At 64.3% G+C, this 22,194-nt stretch carries 21 protein-coding genes; 12 read left to right on the plus strand and 9 right to left on the minus strand.

Going from position 1 to position 22,194, the window contains the following annotated elements; translation table 11 throughout:
- Window positions 1–78: 78 nt before the first annotated feature.
- Window positions 79–1,620 carry a methyl-accepting chemotaxis protein gene (locus tag HFRIS_RS25940; RefSeq protein WP_006463570.1) on the minus strand — a complete coding sequence of 514 codons (1,542 nt, stop codon included), beginning with the start codon at window positions 1,618–1,620 and terminating at the stop codon, window positions 79–81.
- A 239-nt stretch (window positions 1,621–1,859) separates the two neighbouring features.
- Here HFRIS_RS25940 and HFRIS_RS11775 point away from each other — a divergent pair, with 239 nt between their 5' ends.
- Window positions 1,860–3,344, plus strand: a complete 1,485-nt coding sequence (locus tag HFRIS_RS11775; RefSeq protein ID WP_006463571.1) for a cryptochrome/photolyase family protein — start codon at window positions 1,860–1,862, stop codon at window positions 3,342–3,344.
- 80 nt (window positions 3,345–3,424) lie between these two features.
- Here the strand turns inward: HFRIS_RS11775 and HFRIS_RS11780 are convergent, their stop codons facing one another.
- The 3 genes from HFRIS_RS11780 to pmbA form a co-directional block, all read right to left on the minus strand.
- Window positions 3,425–5,023 carry an MDR family MFS transporter gene (locus tag HFRIS_RS11780; RefSeq protein ID WP_006463572.1) on the minus strand — a complete coding sequence of 533 codons (1,599 nt, stop codon included), beginning with the start codon at window positions 5,021–5,023 and terminating at the stop codon, window positions 3,425–3,427.
- Window positions 5,024–5,105: 82 nt separating this feature from the next.
- On the minus strand, window positions 5,106–5,597 hold the full coding sequence (locus HFRIS_RS11785; protein ID WP_006463573.1) for a GNAT family N-acetyltransferase: 492 nt from the start codon (window positions 5,595–5,597) through the stop codon (window positions 5,106–5,108).
- A gap of 75 nt (window positions 5,598–5,672) precedes the next feature.
- Window positions 5,673–7,037, minus strand: a complete 1,365-nt coding sequence (pmbA, locus tag HFRIS_RS11790; RefSeq protein WP_006463574.1) for a metalloprotease PmbA — start codon at window positions 7,035–7,037, stop codon at window positions 5,673–5,675.
- A gap of 75 nt (window positions 7,038–7,112) precedes the next feature.
- Between pmbA and yjgA the strand changes: the two genes are divergently transcribed.
- Window positions 7,113–7,724: a ribosome biogenesis factor YjgA gene (yjgA, locus tag HFRIS_RS11795; RefSeq protein ID WP_006463575.1), complete on the plus strand. Its 612-nt coding sequence runs from the start codon at window positions 7,113–7,115 to the stop codon at window positions 7,722–7,724.
- A complete protein-coding gene (gene mog / locus HFRIS_RS11800; RefSeq protein WP_006463576.1) occupies window positions 7,714–8,343 on the plus strand; it encodes a molybdopterin adenylyltransferase in 630 nt (209 codons plus the stop codon). The genes yjgA and mog overlap by 11 nt, the downstream gene beginning before the upstream one ends.
- Before the next feature lie 51 nt (window positions 8,344–8,394).
- Here the strand turns inward: mog and HFRIS_RS11805 are convergent, their stop codons facing one another.
- Complete coding sequence (locus HFRIS_RS11805; RefSeq protein WP_039875440.1) at window positions 8,395–9,057, minus strand: hypothetical protein; 663 nt, start codon at window positions 9,055–9,057, stop codon at window positions 8,395–8,397.
- A 205-nt stretch (window positions 9,058–9,262) separates the two neighbouring features.
- On the opposite strand from HFRIS_RS11805, the gene HFRIS_RS11810 reads away from it, so the two are divergent.
- Window positions 9,263–9,931: an alpha/beta hydrolase gene (locus HFRIS_RS11810; RefSeq protein WP_006463578.1), complete on the plus strand. Its 669-nt coding sequence runs from the start codon at window positions 9,263–9,265 to the stop codon at window positions 9,929–9,931.
- A 157-nt stretch (window positions 9,932–10,088) separates the two neighbouring features.
- Here HFRIS_RS11810 and HFRIS_RS11815 read toward each other — a convergent pair whose 3' ends face one another.
- Both HFRIS_RS11815 and HFRIS_RS11820 read right to left on the minus strand, forming a co-directional pair.
- Window positions 10,089–11,111 carry an alpha/beta hydrolase gene (locus HFRIS_RS11815; RefSeq protein ID WP_006463579.1) on the minus strand — a complete coding sequence of 341 codons (1,023 nt, stop codon included), beginning with the start codon at window positions 11,109–11,111 and terminating at the stop codon, window positions 10,089–10,091.
- Window positions 11,112–11,445: 334 nt separating this feature from the next.
- A complete protein-coding gene (locus tag HFRIS_RS11820; protein ID WP_006463580.1) occupies window positions 11,446–11,907 on the minus strand; it encodes a MarR family winged helix-turn-helix transcriptional regulator in 462 nt (153 codons plus the stop codon).
- 448 nt (window positions 11,908–12,355) lie between these two features.
- Between HFRIS_RS11820 and HFRIS_RS11825 the strand changes: the two genes are divergently transcribed.
- From HFRIS_RS11825 to HFRIS_RS11860, 8 genes are all read left to right on the plus strand, one after another.
- Window positions 12,356–13,855 (plus strand): ABC transporter substrate-binding protein, encoded by a 1,500-nt coding sequence (locus HFRIS_RS11825; RefSeq protein ID WP_006463581.1) that lies wholly within the window; start codon window positions 12,356–12,358, stop codon window positions 13,853–13,855.
- Between the two features lie 55 nt (window positions 13,856–13,910).
- Window positions 13,911–14,849, plus strand: coding sequence for an ABC transporter permease (locus tag HFRIS_RS11830; protein ID WP_006463582.1), 939 nt, complete (start codon window positions 13,911–13,913; stop codon window positions 14,847–14,849).
- 55 nt (window positions 14,850–14,904) lie between these two features.
- Entirely contained in the window at window positions 14,905–15,798 is an 894-nt protein-coding gene (locus HFRIS_RS11835) for an ABC transporter permease (RefSeq protein WP_006463583.1), read from the plus strand.
- 45 nt (window positions 15,799–15,843) lie between these two features.
- Window positions 15,844–16,803, plus strand: coding sequence for an ABC transporter ATP-binding protein (locus HFRIS_RS11840; RefSeq protein ID WP_006463584.1), 960 nt, complete (start codon window positions 15,844–15,846; stop codon window positions 16,801–16,803).
- A gap of 16 nt (window positions 16,804–16,819) precedes the next feature.
- Window positions 16,820–17,767, plus strand: a complete 948-nt coding sequence (locus HFRIS_RS11845; protein ID WP_006463585.1) for an ABC transporter ATP-binding protein — start codon at window positions 16,820–16,822, stop codon at window positions 17,765–17,767.
- 33 nt (window positions 17,768–17,800) lie between these two features.
- Window positions 17,801–19,420 carry a gamma-glutamyltransferase family protein gene (locus HFRIS_RS11850; protein ID WP_006463586.1) on the plus strand — a complete coding sequence of 540 codons (1,620 nt, stop codon included), beginning with the start codon at window positions 17,801–17,803 and terminating at the stop codon, window positions 19,418–19,420.
- 13 nt (window positions 19,421–19,433) lie between these two features.
- Window positions 19,434–20,234 carry a GntR family transcriptional regulator gene (locus tag HFRIS_RS11855; RefSeq protein ID WP_039875445.1) on the plus strand — a complete coding sequence of 267 codons (801 nt, stop codon included), beginning with the start codon at window positions 19,434–19,436 and terminating at the stop codon, window positions 20,232–20,234.
- An 84-nt stretch (window positions 20,235–20,318) separates the two neighbouring features.
- Window positions 20,319–21,212, plus strand: a complete 894-nt coding sequence (locus HFRIS_RS11860; RefSeq protein WP_006463588.1) for a ketopantoate reductase family protein — start codon at window positions 20,319–20,321, stop codon at window positions 21,210–21,212.
- A gap of 26 nt (window positions 21,213–21,238) precedes the next feature.
- Here HFRIS_RS11860 and HFRIS_RS11865 read toward each other — a convergent pair whose 3' ends face one another.
- Window positions 21,239–21,718, minus strand: a complete 480-nt coding sequence (locus HFRIS_RS11865) for an RES family NAD+ phosphorylase (protein WP_039875447.1) — start codon at window positions 21,716–21,718, stop codon at window positions 21,239–21,241.
- The gene (gene parS / locus HFRIS_RS11870; RefSeq protein WP_006463590.1) at window positions 21,715–22,188 is read right to left on the minus strand and encodes a type II RES/Xre toxin-antitoxin system antitoxin; all 474 of its coding nucleotides are present in this window, start codon (window positions 22,186–22,188) and stop codon (window positions 21,715–21,717) included. Before parS ends, HFRIS_RS11865 begins: the two co-directional genes overlap by 4 nt.
- Between the last annotated feature and the right edge of the window lie 6 nt (window positions 22,189–22,194).

Raw genomic sequence — 22,194 nt, forward strand, 5'->3', positions numbered from 1 at the left:
AATCGGCCTTTTGCGTTTTGGGGCGCGTAAGGATAAGAGCAAAGCGCCTGCGCGCCTTGCCCCCCCTCCCTTCCCTAGCTACCCGCGCAGCCGGAACACGCTCACCGTCTCGCTCAGGGCAGCGGCCTGTTCCTGCATCTGGCGCGCTGCGGCGGCGGCCTGCTCCACCAGCGCTGCATTCTGCTGGGTCGCCTCGTCCATCAGGTTGATGGCCTGGTTGACCTGCTCGATGCCGTCGCTCTGCTCCTGCGAGGCGGACGTGATCTCGCCCACGATGTCGGTCACCCGGCGCACGCTGGCCACCACTTCCTCCATGGTCGTGCCGGCCTGCTCGACCAGCTTGCTACCGGCCTCGACCTTGCCGACCGAATCGCCGATCAATTCCTTGATTTCCTTGGCCGCACTGGCCGAGCGCTGGGCCAGGGTACGCACTTCCGACGCCACCACGGCAAAGCCGCGGCCCTGCTCGCCGGCGCGGGCCGCTTCGACGGCAGCGTTCAAGGCCAGGATGTTGGTCTGGAAGGCGATGCCATCGATCACCGCGATGATGTCCACGATCTTGCGCGAGGAATCGTTGATCGACCCCATCGTCGCCACCACTTCGGACACCACCGAACCACCCTGCACCGCCACCTCCGAGGCGGAGGCCGCCAACTGGTTGGCCTGGCGCGCATTGTCGGCATTCTGCTTCACGGTGGAAGTCAGTTCTTCCATGGCCGAGGCGGTCTCCTCCAGCGAACTGGCCTGCTGTTCGGTGCGGTTGGACAGGTCCAGGTTGCCATGGGCGATCTCGGTGGAGGCCGTGGCAATGGTGTCGGTCCCCTGGCGTACGCGACTGACGATGCCCACCAGGTTGTCGTTCATTTCCTTCAAGGCGCGCATCAGCTGGCCGGTTTCGTCACCCCGGCTGACCTCGATCTGGTTGTCCAGCTGGCCCTTGGCCACGCGGCTGGCCACGTCAACCGCCTTGTTCAGCGGTGCCGTGATGGAGCGCGTGATGGCCAGCGCCAGCACCACTCCCAGGAGGATGGCGATCACCCCCAGGGTCATCATCACGATGCGCGCCGTCCGGAACAGGCCGTCGATCTCCACCGTCAGGCCCTGGATGCGCTCGGTCTGCATGTTCGCCAGCTTTTCGATGGCGGCCAGGTAGACCCGCGTACTGGGCAACAGCTGCTCGTCGACCACCTTGCGGGCGGCTTCCTCGTTACCGGCATCCTTTTCCTTGAAGACGGCGGCGTTGGCGGCCAGCACCACCTTGCGCCGCTCGTTGATCTCGTTCAGACCGGCCCGCCCGGCGTCATCGGTGATCAGTTCTTCCATGCGCTTGACCAGCTCATTGTTCTTGCTGATGGTGGCGCCGATTTCCTGCTTGTAGAACTTCTGCTGTTCCGGGTCGGCATTCTTGGCCGCAGCCACGATGCGCCCGACGTTGATCTCGATGGACTTGTAGAAGGTATTGACCAGCCGCTCCTTGACCAGTGCATCGTTGACCATCATGTCGTTGAGCTTGCCCACGGCCTGCAGGCGCCAGATGCCGATGCCGGTGATCATTGCCATCAACACCAGGACCGCCGCAAACGCCAACCCCAGGCGGACGCCGATTGTCATATTCTTCATTGCTTTTCCATCTCCCATTGTGTGAGACGCAGACATTGCGACCGCGTCACTACCCGCTTCCGCATCCCCATGCGGATAAATCATTATCGGTCAGGTGATGTCGCACTTGAGATGCCTTGCGTCAAATCGGCAGAAATCTTTTATCATCCGGGGCAGACGCTACCAATCAGTAGCGAGCATCGGAAAGCGAGCTTTTCTTCCCGGGCGCCACCCTCATCAACCCTCATTCTGCGAGCGCAATGTCCCAATTCGAGAATTCCCTGGTCTGGTTCCGCCGCGACCTGCGCCACACCGACCATGCCGCGCTGTATCACGCGCTGTCGCAGAGCGCCAAAGTCTGGTGCGCTTTCGTCTTCGATACCGACATCCTGGACGCCCTCAAGGCCGAAGGGGTCACACGCGACCGTCGCATCGACTTCCTGCTGGCCAGCGTGGCCGAGCTGGATGCCGCCTTGCGCAAGGCCGGTGGTGGTCTCATCGTGCTGCATGGTTCAGCCGCCCAGCGCATCACCGAACTGGCGGCCGAACTGGAGGTGCAGGCGGTCTTCACCAATGCCGACTATGAGCCGGCCGCCATCGAGCGCGACCAGTTGGTAGCGCGACAACTGAAGAAACAAGGCGCACAGCTGCTCAGCTACAAGGATCAGGTCATCTTCGAGAAAGATGAAGTATTGACCCTGTCGGCCAAGCCCTTCTCGGTCTTCACGCCCTACAAGAACGCCTGGATGGCCAAGCTGGCGGCCGCCGGTGGCGACTTCTACCTGAAACCCTATCCGGTGGAAAAATACCTCAAGGCGCTGGCCAGACCGCCTGCCAGACGGGACCACACCCTGCCCACCCATGCGCAACTCGGTTTTGAGCTCAGCAATCTGCAGGAACTGAAGATCCCCACCGGCATGTCCGGCGGCCAGGCGCTGCTGGACGATTTCCTGGGGCGCATAGGGGCCTATGGTACGGCGCGTGATTTCCCGGCGGTGAAGGGCCCCTCCTACCTGTCGGTCCACCTGCGCTTTGGCACCGTGTCCATTCGCACCTTGGCGCGTGCCGCCATGCAGGCCATGCACGCCGGCCAGGGGGCGGCCGGGGCGGCGGTGTGGCTGTCGGAGCTGACCTGGCGCGATTTCTACTTCATGATCCTTCACCACCATCCGCGTGTGACTGAAAAAGCCTTCAAGCCAGAGTACGACGCCATCCGCTGGGAACAGGGCCCGCATGCCGAAGAACTGTTCGCCGCCTGGTGCGAAGGCCGCACCGGCTACCCGCTGGTGGATGCGGCCATGGCCCAGATCAACCAGACCGGCTACATGCACAACCGCCTGCGCATGGTGGTGGCCAGCTTCCTGACCAAGGACCTGGGCATCGACTGGCGCTGGGGTGAGCGCTATTTCGCCATCCACCTCAACGACTTCGACCTGTCTGCCAACAACGGCGGCTGGCAATGGGCCTCGTCCTCGGGCTGCGATGCCCAGCCCTATTTCCGCATCTTCAACCCGGTCACGCAGTCGGAGAAGTTCGACCCCGATGGCAAGTTCATCCGCCGTTATCTGCCGCAGTTGGCCAAGCTCTCCGACAAACGCATCCACGCGCCGTGGACGGCCACGCCGGACGAGCGCATGGATGCGGGCGTGACGCTGGGCCAGAACTATCCGCGTCCCATCGTGGACCACGCCCAGGCGCGCGAGCGCACGCTGGAACGTTATGCGGTGGTGAAGAAGGCCGAATAGACCCAACGACCGATCTGCATGGGCAACAAAAAACGGACTGCAACTCACATTGCAGTCCGTTTTTCATTTCACCGGGAGGCTCACTCCGACATGACAGGCTCCACCTTCTTGTCCTGATCGAAGCGGATCGGTGGCACCCGCCGCACCATCCACAAGCCCACCAGCGCGGCCACGATGGCAATGGCGATGCCCATGTGGATGGCCCCGACCAGCGCGTCACGGGCCGCATCCAGCAAGGCCGAGCCATTGTGGCCGGCCTGCATCAGCTGGGCCAGCAGCACCGACTGGATGTCGTGGTTGACCAGCACTTCCGGGTCGCTGAAATCCTTGAGCCACTGGGCGGCATGATCGCCCTCCAGCGCCTTCTGCACGCCGGCACCATACATCTGGCTGACCAGCGTGCCGGTGATGGCGGTCCCCAGCATCCCGCCGATCATGCGCAGGGACTGCAGCAAGGCGGTGGCGATGCCCAGGTGCTCGCGGGCCGCGGCCTGCTGGGCAAACACCGTCAGGTTGGGCAAGACCAGCCCCAATCCGAAACCGCCGGCCAACATCACCGCCAGCAGGAAGCCGTTGCCGGTATTGCGGTCGCACAGCACCACGCCCAGGCAGGCGGCGGCGATCAGGGCGAAGCCCAGGTTCATCATCAGGTTGGGGTTGGGAATGCGGGTGATGATGCGGCCATTGACGATGCTGGCCACGGTAATACAGGCCACCAGCGGCGTGATCAGCAGGCCGGCCTCACGCGGGCTCAGGCCGAAGCCGCCCTGGAACAGCAGCGGCGCGTACATCAGCAGCGAGAACATGGCAAAGCCGGCCAGCACCGATAGCAGGAACAGGCTGGCCAGCGCCCGGTCACGCAGCATCTCGAAGGGCAGGATGGGTTGCGCGGCGCGCTGTTCCCACTTCCACAAGGCATAGAACGCTGCCACCGAGAGCAGCAGCAAGGCCAACATGCCGCCGGTGATGCCGCGCTTGGGCAAAAGCTCCACCAGCAATTGCAGGCTGCCCAGCGACAGCGAGATCAGCAGCGCGCCCGGCCAGTCCAGCCGCATCTTGCCCGCATGCTGCATATGCCGGATGTGCGGCACGAAGCGCCAGACGAAGAACAGCGAGATCACGCCGATGGGCAGGTTGCAGTAGAACACCCAGCGCCAGCCCAGCCCCTGCGTGAGGAAGCCGCCCAGCGACGGCCCCACGGCAGTGGCGATGCCGAACGAGGCCGACAGGATGATCTGCCAGCGCAGCCGCACGCGGGGATCGGGAAACAGGTCGGCAATCGACGCAAAGCAGGTCCCCACCAGCATGCCGCCACCGATGCCCTGCAGGCCGCGCGCCAGCACCAGGAACAGCATGCTGTCGGCCATGCCGCACAGGGCCGAGGCACCGACGAAGACCACGATGGATGCGATCACGAAGGGCTTGCGGCCGAAATAGTCGCCCAGCCGCCCGAAGATGGGCACCGTGATCACCGAGGTCAGCAGATAGGCCGTCGCCACCCAGGCATAGAGTTCGAAGCCCTTCAGCTCGGCCACGATGGTGGGCAATGCGGTACCGACGATGGTCTGGTCCAGCGCGACCAGCATGATGACGAAGCAGATACCGAGCGTGGCCAGCAGGGATTCACGGAACGGCAGGACTTGGCCGCTGGAGTGGGCGGCGGCGGTGTGTTGGGCCATGTGGCGAGGGATGCAATCCGGAAGTTGCGCAGGTGCGCCAATCCGCCATTCTAGCGCCGCAGCGTGCGCCCTGCAGATCGCCTCACAGCAGCAACTCGTAGCGCCGCTCGTTGAGCTTCACGCCCCAATGCGAGCCGATGCGCTGCTCGGCCAGCACGAAGCCATGTCGTTCATATAACGCATTTGCTGCGTGCAGTCCCTCGAAGCTCCACAGGTAGATGGAAGGATAATCCCGCTCGGCGCAAGTGCGCACCGCCTCGGCCACCAGGGCATCGCCGACGCCGCGCCCGCGCAGTTTTTCGGAGGCGATGAACCAGCGCAGCCAGGCGCCCTGCTGCTGTGCATGCTGGCCATCGATGGTGAGCGAGCCCTCGACGCGCCCGTGAACGGCGGCGGTCCAGAAACCGTCGCGGCTGTCGTCGTAGCGACTCATGAAGGCGGCCAGCTCGGTGGCGATGCGCGCTTCGAAGTAGACCCCGAAGCTCCAGTTTTCGGTGTAATAGGCGGCGTGCAGCTCGGCTACCCGCCCGATGGCGCCTGGCAGATAGCCGCGCCGGATGTGGATGTCGTCCAAGGCTTGCCTCCCGGTCAGGGCGGCTGCGGCCGTGGCACCGCAACACCCTGACGGGCGCTGCGGCTCGCACCGGGCTCAGTCGCCAGCGATGGTCATGTTTTCCAGCAGGATGGAACCGGTTTCCTTGGTTCCGCGCACCAGCGTGTCGTTACCCACGGCGACGATCTGGCGCAGCATGTCCTTCATGTTGCCGGCGATGGTGATCTCCTCCACCGGGTACTGGATGACACCGTTCTCGACCCAGTAACCGGAGGCACCACGCGAGTAATCGCCGGTGACGTAGTTCACGCCCTGCCCCATCAGCTCGGTCACCAGCAGGCCGGTCCCCATCTTCTTCAACATGCCCTTGAAGGTGTCGGCCTTGGTGGTCAGGTCCGAGCGCAGTGTCAGGTTGTGCGATCCGCCGGAGTTGCCGGTGGTCTGCATGCCCAGCTTGCGTGCCGAATAGGTGGACAGGAAATAGCCCTGCACCACGCCATCCTTGACCACTTCGCGCTTGACGGTGCGCACGCCTTCTTCATCGAAGGGCGCCGAGCCCACGGCACCGATCACGTGCGGATCTTCCAGGATCTGGATGTGCTCGGGGAAGACCTGCTGGCCCAGCGAATCCAGCAGGAAGGTGGACTTGCGATACAGCGCACCACCCGACACCGCCTGCACGAAGGCGCCCAGCAAACCGGCCGCCAGCGGTGCCTCGAACAGCACCGGGCACTTGCGGGTGCTCAGCTTGCGTGCATTCAGGCGCGCCAGCGCGCGTTCGGCGGCGTAGCGGCCGATGGCTTCCGGCTTGGCCAGCAGCTTGGGGTCGCGCTTGGAGGAATACCAGTCGTCGCGCTGCATGCCCGCGCCCTTGCCGGCGATGGGCGCCACCGAGATGGTGTGGCGCGAGAACGGATAGCCGCCCATGAAACCGCGGCTATTGGCCGCGATGAAATGCGAGTGTTGCACGTAGACCCCGGCCCCTTCGCTGTTGCTGATGCGGGGATCGGTCTCCAGGGCTGCCGCCTCGCAGCGTTGGGCCAGCGCCACAGCTTCTTCGGTGGAAATGTTCCATGGCGAAAACAGTTTCAGGTCGCGCGGGGCCATTTCCAGCATCTCGGCCTCGGGCAGGCCGGCGCAGTCATCGATGGAGGTGAAGCGGGCGATGTTGTAGGCCGCTTCCACCGTTTCCTTCAGCGCCTGCTGCGAGAAATCCGAGGTGCTGGCATTGCCGCGCCGCACCTGGCGGCCTTCTCCGAGGAACACCGTGACACCGATGCCCTTGTCCTTGTTCTGCTCGATGGTCTCGATCTTGCCCTTGCGCACCGCTACCGACAGGCCACTGCCTTCGCTGATATCGACGGCGGCGTCCGAGGCGCCCTTGTCACGGGCATAACGCAGGACATCCTGCGCCAACTGCTTCAACTGATCCTGACTGTGCGTAAATGGGGTATCGCTCATGAGCCTGTTTTCTCTGAAATGCGGGTAAAACGGTTATCATAGCAGTCGTTAAGCTTTATTTCTCGAAGTCACGATATGCCCAATGCCAACCGCGGCGCTGTCGGATTCCAGTCCAGCGAATTCGAACAGGAATACGACCGCCCCTCCAAGTCCCAACTCAAGCGCGAGATGGATGCCCTGCAAAAACTGGGCGAATCGCTGGTCGCCGAACCGCGCGACCGCGTCAAGCGCGTCCCCATGCCGGAAGACGTGCGCGATGCCATCCTCGAATGCCAGCAGATCAAGGATCACGAAGGCCGTCGTCGCCAGATGCAGTACGTGGGCAAGAAGATGCGCACACTGGAGCCGGATGAACTGGCCATCATCCAGAAGACCATCGACAGCTGGCACGGCGCCTCCAAGGCCGAAACGGCCGCCATGCACGCCCTGGAGCGCCGCCGCGAAAAGCTGCTGGCCGACGACCAGGCCCTGACCGAACTTTTGAACCGCCATCCCGAGGTCGACGCGCAGCACATGCGCACGCTGATCCGCAATGCCCGCAAGGAACAGGCCGAGCACAAGCCGCCCAAGGCCTACCGCGAAATCTTCCAGATCCTCAAGCAGCTGCAGACCCAGGCCAACCTGGCCAAGGGCGAAGCGATCGTGGATCAGGACCAGCAGGACGAGCAGGACGACGATGAGCGTTGACGCCCGGGCAGGCCGGCGCGAGGTGCTGCGGGTCGGGCTGGTCTCGATCTCGGACCGCGCCTCCGGCGGGGTCTACCAGGACCAGGGCATCCCGGCCCTGCAGGAATGGCTGGGCAGCGCGCTGGCCACCCCGTTCCAGATCGAAACCCGCCTGATCCCCGACGAACGCGACCAGATCGAACAGACCCTGATGGAACTGGTCGATGTCGCTGCCTGTGACCTGGTGCTCACCACCGGCGGCACCGGCCCCTCGCGCCGCGACGTCACGCCCGAAGCCACACTGGCCATCGGCACCAAGGAAATGCCGGGCTTCGGCGAGCAGATGCGCCAGATCAGCCTGCAGTTCGTGCCGACTGCCATCCTGTCGCGCCAGGTGGCGGTGATCCGCGAGACCGAGCGCCACGCTGCACTGGTGCTGAACCTGCCGGGCCAGCCCAAGTCCATCCGCGAAACACTGGAAGGCCTGAAGGAAGCCGATGGCAAGGTCAAGGTGCCGGGCATCTTCGCCGCCATCCCCTACTGCATCGACCTCATCGGTGGCCCTTACATCGAGACCGACGACACCGTCTGCAAGGCCTTCCGTCCCAAGTCGGCGATCCGGCCGGCGGTCAAACCCTAGGGCATCATGTTCACACTGAATCTGCGAGAGCAGATTCAGTGCGCACAGGCGCTAGTTCGGACACTTCCCCTCATCCGGCCCGCCGCACAGCGTGGCCGCATTCAGCAAATCCAGGAACTGCTGCAGACCCGCCGGGCTGATCCGGTAAGGGTATTGCTTCAGTGCGTTCTCGGTGGGCGGCCGCCAGCTGAACTGCACCACGAACAGCCGCTCCTTGCCCTGATAGACCGCCAGCACCGTCCCCTCGCCATACGGGGCCGAGGGACCGACGCGGTCGCAGAAGCCACCGCTGACCGACAGCGGGATATTGTTGGTGCTGCCATCCTTCTGCGACATCGGCACGAAGCGCCCCGGGCAATTGCGCTGGGCACCCTGCATCACCTCGCTCAGGGCCACCTGCGGCACGGTCACATTGCGCGCCCGGATGTTGGCCAGCAGGCCGGCGTCGGGAAAGCTGCGGCGCTGCACGCCCATATAGCCCTCGCGCCAGGAATCGTGCGCCTCGTTGGCGGGCAGGAAGTCGACCACGTAATCGCCCTCCGGATCACCATTCATGTAGGCCAGCCGCCAACCCGGCGGCGGCGCGATCATCAGGTTTTCGCCCACGGGCTGGAACAGCCGTCCCTCGGCCTCGGCATGCCCCGGCACGGGGGCCAGCATCAGCAATGCGGCGCAGGTGGCCAGCAGGTGGCGGATCAATGGTCGGCAATTCATGGAAGCATCCTCGTTCGGCGCGGCAGCATTTGCGCGGTGTTCATCGTATGATGTGAGCCCATCGCAATATGACTGGTTCGCAGCGACACTGGACGACGGACAACACCGTATTGTGCGCCGCCCCGGCGGCAGACACAAATCCGCCGCCTGCGCTGGGCCGTCAAGCGCCAACCGTCAACTCACAAGCAATCAGGAAACCTCGCCCATGGCCGCTCAACTCGAAACGATACAGATCGAAACCGCCCCCAACCCGACCGCTGCCGTCATCTGGCTGCACGGCCTGGGTGCCGACGGGTCGGACTTCGTGCCCATCGTGCGCGAGCTGGACCTCTCCGGCTGCCCGCCGATCCGCTTCATCTTCCCCACCGCGCCCACCATGCCGGTGACCATCAACGGCGGCTACGTGATGCGCGCCTGGTACGACATCTTCGCCCCCGACCTGGTGCGCCGCGAAGACGAACCCGGCCTGCGCGCCTCGCAGGCCGCCGTCGAAGCGCTGATCGCCAACGAAAAGGCGCGTGGCATCCCGGCCGAGCGCATCGTGCTGGCCGGCTTCTCGCAAGGCTGCGCCATGACCCTGCAGACCGGCCTGCGCCATCCGGAGCGACTGGCCGGCCTGATGTGCCTGTCCGGCTACCTGCCGCTGGCGGCCACCATCGAGGCCGAACGCCACGGCGCCAACCATGACACACCGATCTTCATGGCGCACGGCACCATGGACCCGGTGGTGGTGCTGGAACGCGCCGTCAAATCGCGCGAACTGCTCACGCAACTGGGCCACAAGGTCGAATGGCATGACTACCCCATGCAGCACTCGGTGTGTGGCGAAGAAGTGGCCGATATCGGCGCCTGGCTGACCAAGGTCCTGGCCTGAAGTCCTCGACCCTGAGCCCTGAGTTCTGATCCCCTGATGCCGCGCTGAACGCGACGGCGACGGAAAACACAACGCCCCGGACGACGCTGTCGTTCGGGGCGTTGTGCTTGAAGCCGGACGCTGCCTGTGCAGCGGTCCGGCACTTCCGGTCAGGCGATTACTTCAGGCGGAACTTCAGTTCCTCGCCCGCCTGACGCATTGCGGTCTGCACGGCAGGTACCTTGGCCAGCACGTTCAGCAGGCCGAAGTCATGGATCATGCCGTTGTAGCGCACGCTGGTCACGGCCACACCGGCGGCTTGCAGCTTGCGACCGTAGGCTTCGCCTTCGTCACGCAGCACGTCGTTTTCGGCGGTCTGGATCAGGGTCGGCGGCAGGCCGGTCAACTCAGCCTGGGAAGCATTGAGCGGCGAAGCGTAGATTTCCTTGCGCTTGGCGGCGTCGGTGGTGTAGCTGTCCCAGAACCACTTCATCATGTTCTTGGTGAGGAAGTAACCATTGGCGAACTGGTTGTAGGAACCGGTCTCGAAGTTGGCATCGGTCACCGGCCACATCAGCACTTCCGAACGCAGCGCGGGGCCCCCCTTGTCCTTGGCCATCAGGGCCACGACCGCGGCCATGTTGCCGCCGACGCTGTTGCCAGCCACGGCCAGGCGCTTGCCATCGACGTTGATTTCCTTGCCATGAGCGGCCACCCACTTGGTGGCGGCGTAGGCCTGGTTGATCGCCACACCGTAACCGGCTTCCGGCGACGGGGTGTAGTTCACGAACACGGCCACGGCACCGGAGTTGGCCACCAGGTCACGCACCAGACGTTCGTGGGTCGGGAAGTCGCCCAGCACCCAGCCACCACCGTGGAAGAACATGAAGGCCGGCAGCGTCTTCTTGGCCGAGCCGGCCGGACGCACGATGGTCAGCTTGATCTCCTGGCCGTCGGCGGTGATGGTCTTTTCCGACACATCCGCCTTGGGCAGTTCCAGCTTCACGCCGGCTTGCGCCCCCACCAGCACGGCACGTGCATCTTTCGGGGAGAGCTGTTCCAGGGGCTTGCCACCGCCCGCTTCCAGGGCTTGCAGGAAGGACTGGGTGGTCGGCTCGACACCGGCGTCACCAGCTGCGTAGGCATTGCCGAATACCAGACCGATGGCGGCGACGGCGGCGAGTTGTTTGAACGATTTCATGATCTTCTTCCTTTTTTCTATGGTCGGATTGGTGCATCTGCACCGGGAAATTTCAACGAGGGAACAACAACCAGCTACTTCGAAACACTGACCTCAAGGGTCGAAAACTGCATGGAAAACACATACAACTAAATCACTATTAAATAGCAAACTACTTATTAAAACCATTGGCTCTGCGTATAACAGCGCGTCCTGCAAACCTGGGAGATATTGACCTTGCTCACCATCGATCGCCGACAAGGGTGCCGATGCGATCAATTTACCACGCTATTATATAGCGCACTACTTATATCACCTTAAAAAAGGGACGTCGGCTCGCCATCACATCCCTCTCTCACTCGCCCGTGTTCTTGTGCAAGCGGGCGCGCAGCTCCATCAATTCTTCCTTCATCGCCATCAGTTCGGCGGCGGTGGACTCGGTCGCCCTCAACACTTCCCTCGGTAGCTCCACCGCCTGCTCACGCAGTGCGTCGCCTTCGGGCGTCAGGGAAATGACCACCTGGCGCTCATCGCTGGCCGCCCGTTCGCGGGTCAACAGTCCCTGCGCTTCCATGCGCTTGAGCAAGGGCGTGAGCGTGGCCGAATCCAGCACCAGGCGCTCGCCAATCTCGGAGACCGTCAACTGGTCCTGCTCCCACAACACCATCAGCACCAGGTACTGCGAATAGGTGATGCCCATGTTGCGCAAGAGTTTGCGGTAGAGCTTGCTCATCGACAGCGAAGTCGAGTACAGCGCAAAACACAACTGGGCATCCAGTAGCGGGGCCGTCTTGCGTTTGTCTGTTTTCGAATTCATGGACGCAGTTTAACGAGGCCAAAATTAAATAGCAAGCGATTTAATGAAAAATCTTTTAATGCGCTCTTGCGAGGTCATTCCGCAACATGATCTTGCCCCACCACTTGCCCCCATCCGATAGCGCCGCACGCACCGCCGCAGGGCATTGCCCCATCGGCGAACCTCACTACGCCCTGCCATGAATCACGGCACGAAGCACCGCCCGGAGGCCTCTCCGGCCGACCAGGCAAGTGCTGCAAGGCATCCCACAAGTGAGCCCGATCCGGGCAGACATGGCACGGTTCATGCATGTCTTCTTTGTTGTATACATTGACGTATCCGTCCTTGCCCTCACCGTTTTCATCGCCTAAGCTGCCGCGATGGCCTGACGACATTCCCCTGCACCGAGCGGTGTGGGAACGCCAGCCGGCTGCGACCAGTGCGTGATGACCTTTGAAAGGAACTCCGAATGAACCAGCGCGTCTCCCGTTTCCTGTTGTCCACGATGTCCTCGGCGGTGCTTGCCGCCTGTTCCCTGCCGGCCTTGGCCGTGACCCTGAACATCTCGCTGGACGCCGATCCCGGCAAGCTCGATCCGACCCAGTCCTCGATGCTCAATGAGCGCATCGTCTACCAGAGTATCTTCGACAAGCTGGTGGACCTGGATGGCGAAGGCAAGATCGTGCCGATGCTGGCGGAGCGCTGGACCGTCTCGGAGGATCAGAAGACCTATACCCTCTTTCTGCGCAAGGGCGTGAAGTTCCAGGACGGCACGCCCTTCGATGCCAAGGCGGTGGAATTCAACCTGCTGCGCGGCCAGGAAAAGACCTCTTTGCGCCGTAACGAGCTGAAGTACGTCAGCAAGATCACGGTGGTGGACGAGCACACCATCAAGCTGGATCTCTCCACGCCCTTCGCGCCCTTCCTCTCCATCCTCACCGACCGTGCCGGCATGATGTCCTCGCCGGCGGCCGTGAAGAAATACGGCGACGACTACGTCAACCATCCGGTCGGCACCGGCCCCTTCAGCTATGAAGGCCGGCTCAAGGGCGCCACCATCACCCTGAAGAAGAATCCCGACTACTGGCGCGCCGGCCTGCCCAAGGTGGACGAGGTGATCTACAAGATCATGCCGGACGTCAACGTGGCCTTCAACAACCTGCGCAGCGGCCAGGTGGACATCACCAATCGCTTCCCCTACAAGGAAATCACCAACGTCCCCGCCAACGCCAGCTACACCGTGCTCAACAAGCCCTCGCTGGGCTTCCGCGGCTTCTACATGAATACCGGCAAGCCTCCCTTCGACAAGAAGGAAGTGCGCGAAGCCGTGGACATCCTGATCGACCGCAACGCCATCGCCAAGGTGGTCTACAACAACGCCGTCGCTGCCGGCCACTCGCCCTTCTCCAAGGCGCAGTTCGCCAACGGTCCCAGCGACGTCCCGCCCAAGGTCGATGTGGCGCGTGCCAAGGCACTGCTGAAGGCAGCCGGCAAGGAAGGCGGCTTCAGCTTCAAGCTGACCCTGCCCACCACCCCGGATGAATTGCAGGTCGGCCAGATGATCCAGGGCATGCTGCGCCCCGCCGGCATCAGCGTCACGCTGGAAAAGACCGAGCTGGCCACCCAGATCGAGGCCGGCAAGGCCGGCAATTTCGAAGGCCTCTTCGTGGGCTGGAGCGGACGTCCCGATCCGGACCAGAACATCTATGACTTCGTCACCACCAATGGCTCGCTGAACTACTCCCACTTCGGCGCCAAGGAAGTGGACGACCTGCTGCAGCAGGCCCGGGTGGAAGGCGACCAGGCCAAGCGCAAGGGCTTCTACGACCAGGCCATGGCCATCCTGGTCAAGGAAGTGCCCTACATCTACACGGTGCATGACAACGTGCTGTTCGGCATCGCCAAGTCGGTCAAGGGCTTCCAGTACGTGCCCGACGGCGTGATCCGCACTGCCACCGTGTCCAAGTAATCGCACGCCATCGCAGGTCGTCTCAGGTCGTTTCAAGTCGTTTCGAAAACAAGCCATGCCCAAGCTGCTCAAGCGTCTCCTGCTGTCCCTCCCCACCCTGCTGCTGGTGAGCATGGTGGTGTTTTCCCTGCTGGCGGTGCTACCGGGCGATCCGGTGGCCGCCATCCTCGGCATGGAAGCCACGCCGGAAGCGGCGGCCGCCCTGCGCCTGAAGCTGGGCCTGGACGATCCGCTGCTGGTGCAGTACGGGCGCTGGCTGTGGGCCGTGCTGCACGGCGACCTGGGCCGCTCCTTCATCGACAACACACCGGTGGCCGACGCCCTGTGGCAACGCCTGCCGGTGACCATCGAACTGGCCATCGGCAGCTTCCTGGTAGCGGTGATCATCGCCGTGCCGGCCGGCATCCTCTCGGCCGCACGACCGCGTGGCTGGGCCAATGCCATCGGCACCCTGATCGCGCTCTTCGGCATGTCGGTGCCACACTTCTGGCTGGGCATGCTGTTCATCATCCTGTTTGCGGTCAAGCTGGGCTGGCTGCCGGCCTCGGGCTTCGTGCCGCTGAGCGTGGACTGGCACGCCAATCTGATCGCCATGATCATGCCCATGGTGGTGACCGGCCTGCGCGAATCGGCCATCCTCATGCGCATGGTGCGCAGCAGCCTGCTGGAAGTGCTCAACGAGGATTACATCCGCACCGCCTTCTCCAAGGGCCTGCGCGACTGGCAGGTGGTGCTGGGCCACGCCCTGCGCAACGCCATGATCCCGGTGCTCACCGCCAGCGGCCTGATGGTCTCGGGCATGCTCGGTGGACTGGTGATCACCGAGAGCATCTTCGGCATTCCCGGCATGGGCAAGATGATCGTGGACGCCATCTTCCAGCGCGACTACGTGACCGTGCAAGCCGGCGTGCTGGCCGCCACCGTCATGGTGGTGATCGTCAACCTGGGCGTGGACCTGCTCTACAGCGTGATCGATCCGCGTATTTCACGATGATCACAATGAGCTTCATGAGCACCATGCATCCCCGCCCACCCTGCCAGGCCCGACCATGAATTCCTCCACCAACACGACCAACACGACGTCCTCCCAGGCCCTGCCCGAACTGCCGCGCTGGCGCACCCTGCGCCGCTTCGCCGGCAATCGGCTGGCGCTGATCGGCGCCCTCATCATCGGGCTGCTGATCGTGCTGGCACTGGCCGCGCCACTGCTGGCGCACTACGACCCCATCTTCGACCAGGACTACGGCAACCTGCTGGCCGGCCCCAGCGCCGAGCACTGGCTAGGCACCGACGACCTCGGCCGCGACATCTACACCCGCATGCTCTTTGGCTCGCGCATCTCGCTACAGGCGGCGCTGATCTCGGTGGGGCTGGCGTTTTCCCTGGGCGTGCCCATCGGCATCGTCAGCGGTTACTACCGTGGCGCGGTCGATGCCATCGTCATGCGCGTCGTCGATGCACTGCAGGCCTTCCCCTCCCTGATCCTGGCGCTGGCACTGGCGGCCGCACTGGGTGGCGGCTTCTACAACGCCATGGTGGCGGTGGGTATCGGTTTCACGTCGTCCTTCGTGCGCCTGGCGCGCGGCCAGGCCATGACCATCCGCAACCTCGATTACGTGATGGCGGCCCGCTCCATCGGCGCCGGCCACCTGCGCATCATGTGGCGCTACATCCTGCCCAATTCGCTGGCGCCGCTAGTGATCCAGGCTACCTTCGCCATGGGTACCGCGATCATCGCCGAAGCCGGCCTGTCCTACCTGGGCCTGGGCGCCAAGCCGGAAGACCCGAGCTGGGGCTCCATGCTGCACATCGCCCAGGGCTACCTGAACACCACGCCGATGCTGGCCATGTGGCCGGGGCTGGCGATCTTCCTGGTGGTGCTGGGCTTCAACCTGCTGGGCGACGGCATCCGCGAAGTCTTTGATCCAAAACTGAGCCGCTGATGGCATCACCAAGTGAGTCACCAAGTGAGCCGCCAAGGAATACCCATGCTGGAAATCGACAAACTGAAAATAGAATTCCTGAGCCACGGCCGGCGCGTGGCGCCGGTCGATGGTGTCTCCTTCTCGCTGGGCAGCGACGAAACGGTCGGCCTGCTGGGCGAATCCGGCTGCGGCAAGAGCGTGACCGCGCTGTCCATCCTGCGCCTGTTCCCCATGGCCAGCCAGGCCCGCCTGTCGGGGACGATCCGCTTCGACGGGCGCGACCTGCTGCAGGCTGATGATGAGGCCCTGCGCGGCATCCGGGGCAAGGAGATCGCCATGATCTTCCAGGAACCGATGACTTCCCTGAACCCCTTGCACCGCATCGGCGAACAACTGGCCGAGATGCTGCGCATCCACACCGGCCTGGCGCGCCAGGAAATCAATGCCCGCGTGCTGGCCATGCTGGAACGCGTGGGCCTGGCACGGGCCGCGCAACTGGTGGACGAATACCCGCACAGCCTCTCCGGCGGCATGCGCCAGCGCGTGATGATCGCCATGGCACTGCTGTGCAAGCCCAAGCTGCTCATCTGCGACGAACCCACCACCGCCCTGGACGTCACCATCCAGGCCCAGATCCTGGACCTGATGCGTGACCTCAAGCGCGAGCAGCAGACCTCCATCCTGTTGATCACCCACGACCTGGGCGTGGTGGCCGAGATGTGCGAACGGGTGGTGGTGATGTATGCCGGGCAGGTGGTGGAACAGAGCAGCGTGGAGGACCTCTTCGACCGTCCCGCCCACCCCTACACCCACGCCCTCATGCGCGCCCGCCCGGCACTGGACGCCACGCCCGGCGCGCCCCTGAACGCCATTCCCGGCAGCGTGCCGCCGCCCGGCACCGTCAAGAGCGGCTGCCGCTTCGCCGCCCGCTGTGCCCGCGCGCAGGACATCTGCCGCCAGGAAATGCCGCCACTGGAAGACCTGGGCGACGGCCATCATGTGCGCTGCTGGTATCCGCATTGAATCAAGGCTAATGACGATGAACCCTCCCCTGCTCGAAGTCCACGGACTGAAAAAACATTTCGCCGCCGGCAGCACCACCGTCAAGGCCGTTGACGACGTCTCCTTCAGCATTGCAGAAGGCCAGACCCTGGGCCTGGTCGGCGAATCCGGCTGCGGCAAATCCACCACCGGCCGCAGCGTACTGCGCCTGATCGAACCCACCGAAGGCAGTGTGCGCTTCATGGGCCAGGAAATTACCCTGCTGCCAGCCGGCCCGCTGCGCGCCATGCGCCGCCACATGCAGATGGTGTTCCAGGACCCCTATGCCTCGCTGAACCCGCGCATGAGCATCGGCGAAGTGCTGGAAGAACCGCTCATCGTGCATGGCCTGCACGACCGCGCCACCCGCAAGCGCAAGGTGGCCGAGGCACTGGACATGGTGGGTCTGAACCCGGCCTATGCGGCGCGCCATCCGCACGAATTCTCCGGCGGCCAGCGCCAGCGCGTGGGCATCGCCCGCGCCATCATCACCCGCCCCAGGCTGGTGGTGGCCGACGAAGCCGTCTCGGCGCTGGATGTCTCGATCCAGGCGCAGATCCTCAACCTGCTGCGCGAACTGCAGCAGGAACTGGGGCTGACCTATCTCTTCGTCTCGCACGACCTGGCCGTGATCCGCCATGTGAGCGACACCATCGGCGTGATGTACCTGGGCCGCATGGTGGAGCTGGGCGCGCGTGAAGACATCTACGCCCGGCCCAGCCACCCCTATACGCAAGCCCTGCTATCGGCCATCCCGCGTGAACACCCACGCGAGCAGCGCCAGCGCATCGTGCTGCAGGGAAGCATCCCCAACCCGGCCGCGCCGCCTGCCGGCTGCCACTTCCATCCACGCTGCCCGTCCTGCATGGAAGTCTGCCAACGTGAAGCGCCGGCCCCGATCAAGCTCAGCCCCACCCATACCGTGGCCTGCCACCTGTATCGCTAAAATACACACCTGACCCAAGAACGAGAGACCGCCATGCCTGCCTTCCCCGACTTCAGCAGCAACCACTATCCCTACCTCTCGCGCCGCAGTGCGGTCTATGCCCGGCGCGGCATGGTCGCCACCTCGCAGCCGCTGGCCGCGCAAGCCGGGCTGGAAGTCCTGCAGCGCGGCGGCAATGCCATCGACGCCGCCATCGCCGCAGCCGCCGCGCTGACGGTGGTGGAGCCGACCGCCAACGGCATCGGCGGCGATGCCTTCGCCCTGGTCTGGCATGGCGGCAAGCTGCATGGCCTCAACGCCAGCGGCCCCGCACCGCAATCGATCTCAGCCGACAAGCTCACCGGCGCCAGCCTGAAGGAAGTCCCCAAATACGGCGCCCTGCCGGTGACGGTGCCTGGCACGCCCAGCGCCTGGGCTGCCATGGCCAAGCGCTTCGGCAAGCTGGCCCTCACCGATTCGATGGCCGGTGCCATCACCCTGGCGCAGGAAGGCTTCCCTGTCTCGCCGATGGTGGCGCACGCCTGGCAGGTGGCACAACAGAACTTCAAGCGTGAATTCAAGGACGCCCATTTCCAGTCCTGGTTCGACACCTTCTGCATCGATGGAAAGGCGCCGCAAGCCGGCCAGCTGTGGCGCTCGGCCGGCCATGCCGCGACCCTGCAATCCATCGCCGAGGATGGCGCCGAAGGTTTCTATCGCGGTGAACTGGCTGGCCGTATCGCCGCCTTCATCCAGCAAGCCGGCGGCTACATGCAAGCCTCCGACCTGGCCGCCTTCCAGCCGGAATGGGTGGACCCCATCGGCGTGAACTATCGCGGCTACGACGTCTGGGAAATCCCGCCCAATGGTCACGGCATGGTGGCGCTGATGGCGCTGAACCTGCTGAAGGCCTATGACTTTTCCGAGCGCGACACCCTGGCCACCTACCACCGCCAGATCGAAGCCATCAAGCTGGCCTACGCCGATGGCCTGGCGCACATCGCCGACCCGGCCCACATGAAGGTGACGGTGGAGCAGTTGCTCTCCGACGCCTATGCCGACGAACGCCGCAAACTCATCGGCGAACGCGCCACCCTGCCGGTGGCCGGCGATCCCTCACGCGGTGGTACGGTCTATCTGTGTACCGCCGATGCCGAGGGCAACATGGTGTCCTTCATCCAGAGCAACTACATGGGCTTTGGCTCCGGCCTGGTCGTGCCGGGAACCGGCATCGCCCTGCACAACCGTGGCAACAACTTCACCCTGGAAGCCGGCCATCCCAACGTACTGGCGCCGGGCAAGCGCCCGTATCACACCATCATCCCCGGCTTCATGACGCGCAACGGTCAGGCAGTCGGTCCCTTCGGCGTGATGGGCGGCTTCATGCAGCCCCAGGGCCATGTGCAGATGGTGATGAACACGGTCGATTTCGGCCTCAACCCGCAGGCATCGCTGGATGCGCCACGCTGGGAATGGGAAAAGGGCAACAAGGTCTCCATCGAACACAGCACCGCCGAACACCTGTTCCGTGGCCTGGGCGGGCTTGGTCACGAGGTCTCGTGGTCGGGCAACCAGTTGGGCTTCGGCCGTGGCCAGATCATCTGGCGCAATGACGAAGGTGTCCTGTGCGGCGGTACCGAACCGCGCACCGATGGCTGCGTGGCGGCCTGGTGAGGATGCGACCATCGTGAAGAGCGTGGCTGCCCCCTCCCCCCTGCCGCCGACGGCCGAGGCCATCGACGTGGCCGAGCCCGACGGCGACGATGCGCTGGTGCGCAGCGGCTCCCTGCCCGAGTATGTCTACGCCCAGCTGCGGCAGGACATCTTCGACATGCGGCTGCTGCCCGGCGACCAGATCACCGAGACCGAAATCGCCGCCTACTTCAAGGTCTCGCGCACGCCGGTGCGACAAGCCCTGCAGCGCCTGCAGAACGATGGCCTGATGCAGGGCTACGTGCGCGGTGGCTGGGAGATCGTGCCGATTGATTTCAAGCGCTTTTCCGACCTCTATGAAATGCGCAAGCTCATCGAGACCCACGCCGTGCGCCGCCTGTGCGCCCAGGCCGGCGACCAGAGCGTGCTGGCCGGCCTGCGCGCCTCCTGGTGCGTGCCGGAGCAGGCCCGCGAGCTGGATGGCCCCAAGGCCGCACAGCTCGATGAAGTGTTCCACCAGACCCTGGTGCGCGCGGCCGGCAACCAGGAGATGGCCGATACCTTCGACCGCCTGACCGACCGCATCCGCATCGTGCGCCGCCTGGATTTCCTCTATGGCGATTGCCTGCACTCGACCTACGAGGAGCATGCCGCCATCCTAGACTGCATCGCAGCCGGCGATGCCGACGCGGCACAGCAGATCATGGGAGAGCACATCGACGGTAGCCATGCCGAGGTCAACCAGATCACCCTGCACCGCCTGCACAGCGCCCGGGCGACTGCCACCACCAAGCCCCCGGCCTATGTATCGGTGCGGGTGCGGCGTTCGTTCTGACCGCTGCTGACCCCGCCTGAAAAGACCGCGGTGCTGTGTTAGGCTTTCCGCTTCGTCATCAATCTACCGAGCGGGGAGACACGCATGAAAGTTGCAGTGATGGGCGCGGGTGCAGTGGGCTGTTATTTTGCCGGAATGCTGGCGCGCGCCGGACATGAGGTGGTCCTGGTGGGCCGCCCCCAGCACGTGGAGGCCTTCAATACCCGTGGCCTGCGGCTGGAAGCCAAGACCTTCGATGAGACCATCCCCGTCAAGGCCAGCACCGATCCCGCCATTGTCGCCGGCGCCGAGCTGGTGCTGTTCTGCGTCAAGTCTCCTGATACCGAAACTGCCGGCGCGCAACTGCGCCCCTACCTGGGCGCCGATACGCTGGTGCTGACATTGCAGAACGGCACCGACAATGCCGAGCGCCTGCGCACCGTGATCCCGCAACCGGTGTCGGCGGCGGTAGTCTACGTCGCCACCGAAATGGCCGGCCCCGGCCACGTCAAGCACCACGGACGCGGCGAACTGGTGATCGAACCGGCTGCCCGCAGCCGGGCTGCGGCCGATGCCCTGATCGCCGCTGGCGTGCCCACCGAGATTTCCGACAATGTGCGTGGCGCCCTGTGGCTAAAGCTGATCATCAACTGCGCCTACAACGCCCTCTCCGCCATCGCGCAACTGCCCTACGGCAAGCTGGTGGAAGGCGTGGGCGTGCCGGAGGTGATGGCCCACCTGGTGGCCGAATGCAAGGCCGTGGCCGCTGCCGAAGGCGTGACCCTGGCCGGCGACGTCGACACCGCCGTACGCAAGATCATCGAGACCATGCCCTCCCAGTTCTCCTCGACCGCGCAGGACCTGGCACGCGGCAAGCCCAGCGAAATCGACCATCTGAACGGCTTCATCGTCCGGCGCGGCCAGGCCCATGGGCTGTCCACACCGGTCAACCTGACCGTGCATGCGCTGGTCAAGCTGATCGAGAGCAAGGTGAAGTGACTACGAGGCAAACCAGGGCGGACACCTTAGCCGAATAGCCGGGCGTCGAACTGGAAGAGCTGCTTTTCCACGACCCTGACACCGGCCATCTGCGGATGCAGGGGATTGAGCAGGAGGTTGAAATCGGTGGGACTGACCACTGATGGCACCTTCATGACAAGCTGCTTCCCCTGCTCGATCCAGTGCTTCCCGATGGCCGCCGTGCTGGCCGGATCGCGGGTGATGTCGGACCAGTCCGGTGGCAGCTCCGGAACATAGGCCTTGCGCACCTCGGCCTGCGGCAACTCCAGCACGACCAGGTAGAAGTTGGCGCGTGGCATCAGCCCGGCCATGTGGACCAGGGATTCCAGCAGCGCCGTGGAGGCGCTACAGCAGGTATAGAGCACCCGCAGGCCACGCGGATTCCAGCGACCGCCACTCAAGGCAGCGCCATTGCCGGAAAGATCATCAGCCGCATAATGCCCCGGTTTTTCCTTGGCGAGCCGGTAAACACGGGTGACACTCAAGCCGCCACCCCGAAGGCGATACGGCTCAGGATATCGCGGACCCGGTCATAGCCCGGCTGCGTATCGAGTACCTCCAGCGGCGTCATGCCGCCCAGGGTGGCATTGGGACGACACATCCACTGCGCCGCCAGTGCTTCATCCTCGAAGACATCGGCGGCCTGTTCGCGGACGTAGAGCACGCGTGCGATGCGGTCCGATTCAGGCCCCGAGAGGCGTTCCTTGCGTGAAATCTTGCGCAGAATGGTCGAACTGGGCAGGCCCAGCCCGGCCAGCAGCGTCTGCAGGGGAACCTGCAACAGTTCCTTGGCAACGCGCTCGGCGATGATAGCCTCCATGCCATCGCGGATGGTCCGCCCCTGGCTGATCGGGTCCATGCTGGCGAAACGTTCGAAATCATGCGGCCTGGCACCCAGGCCATGCGTCACTTTCGCGGAAGCGGATGCACGGACGGCGGCGGATCGTGTTGCCATGGTCAA

It is taken from the genome of Herbaspirillum frisingense GSF30 (assembly GCF_000300975.2).
GTDB classification, from domain to species: domain Bacteria; phylum Pseudomonadota; class Gammaproteobacteria; order Burkholderiales; family Burkholderiaceae_D; genus Herbaspirillum; species Herbaspirillum frisingense.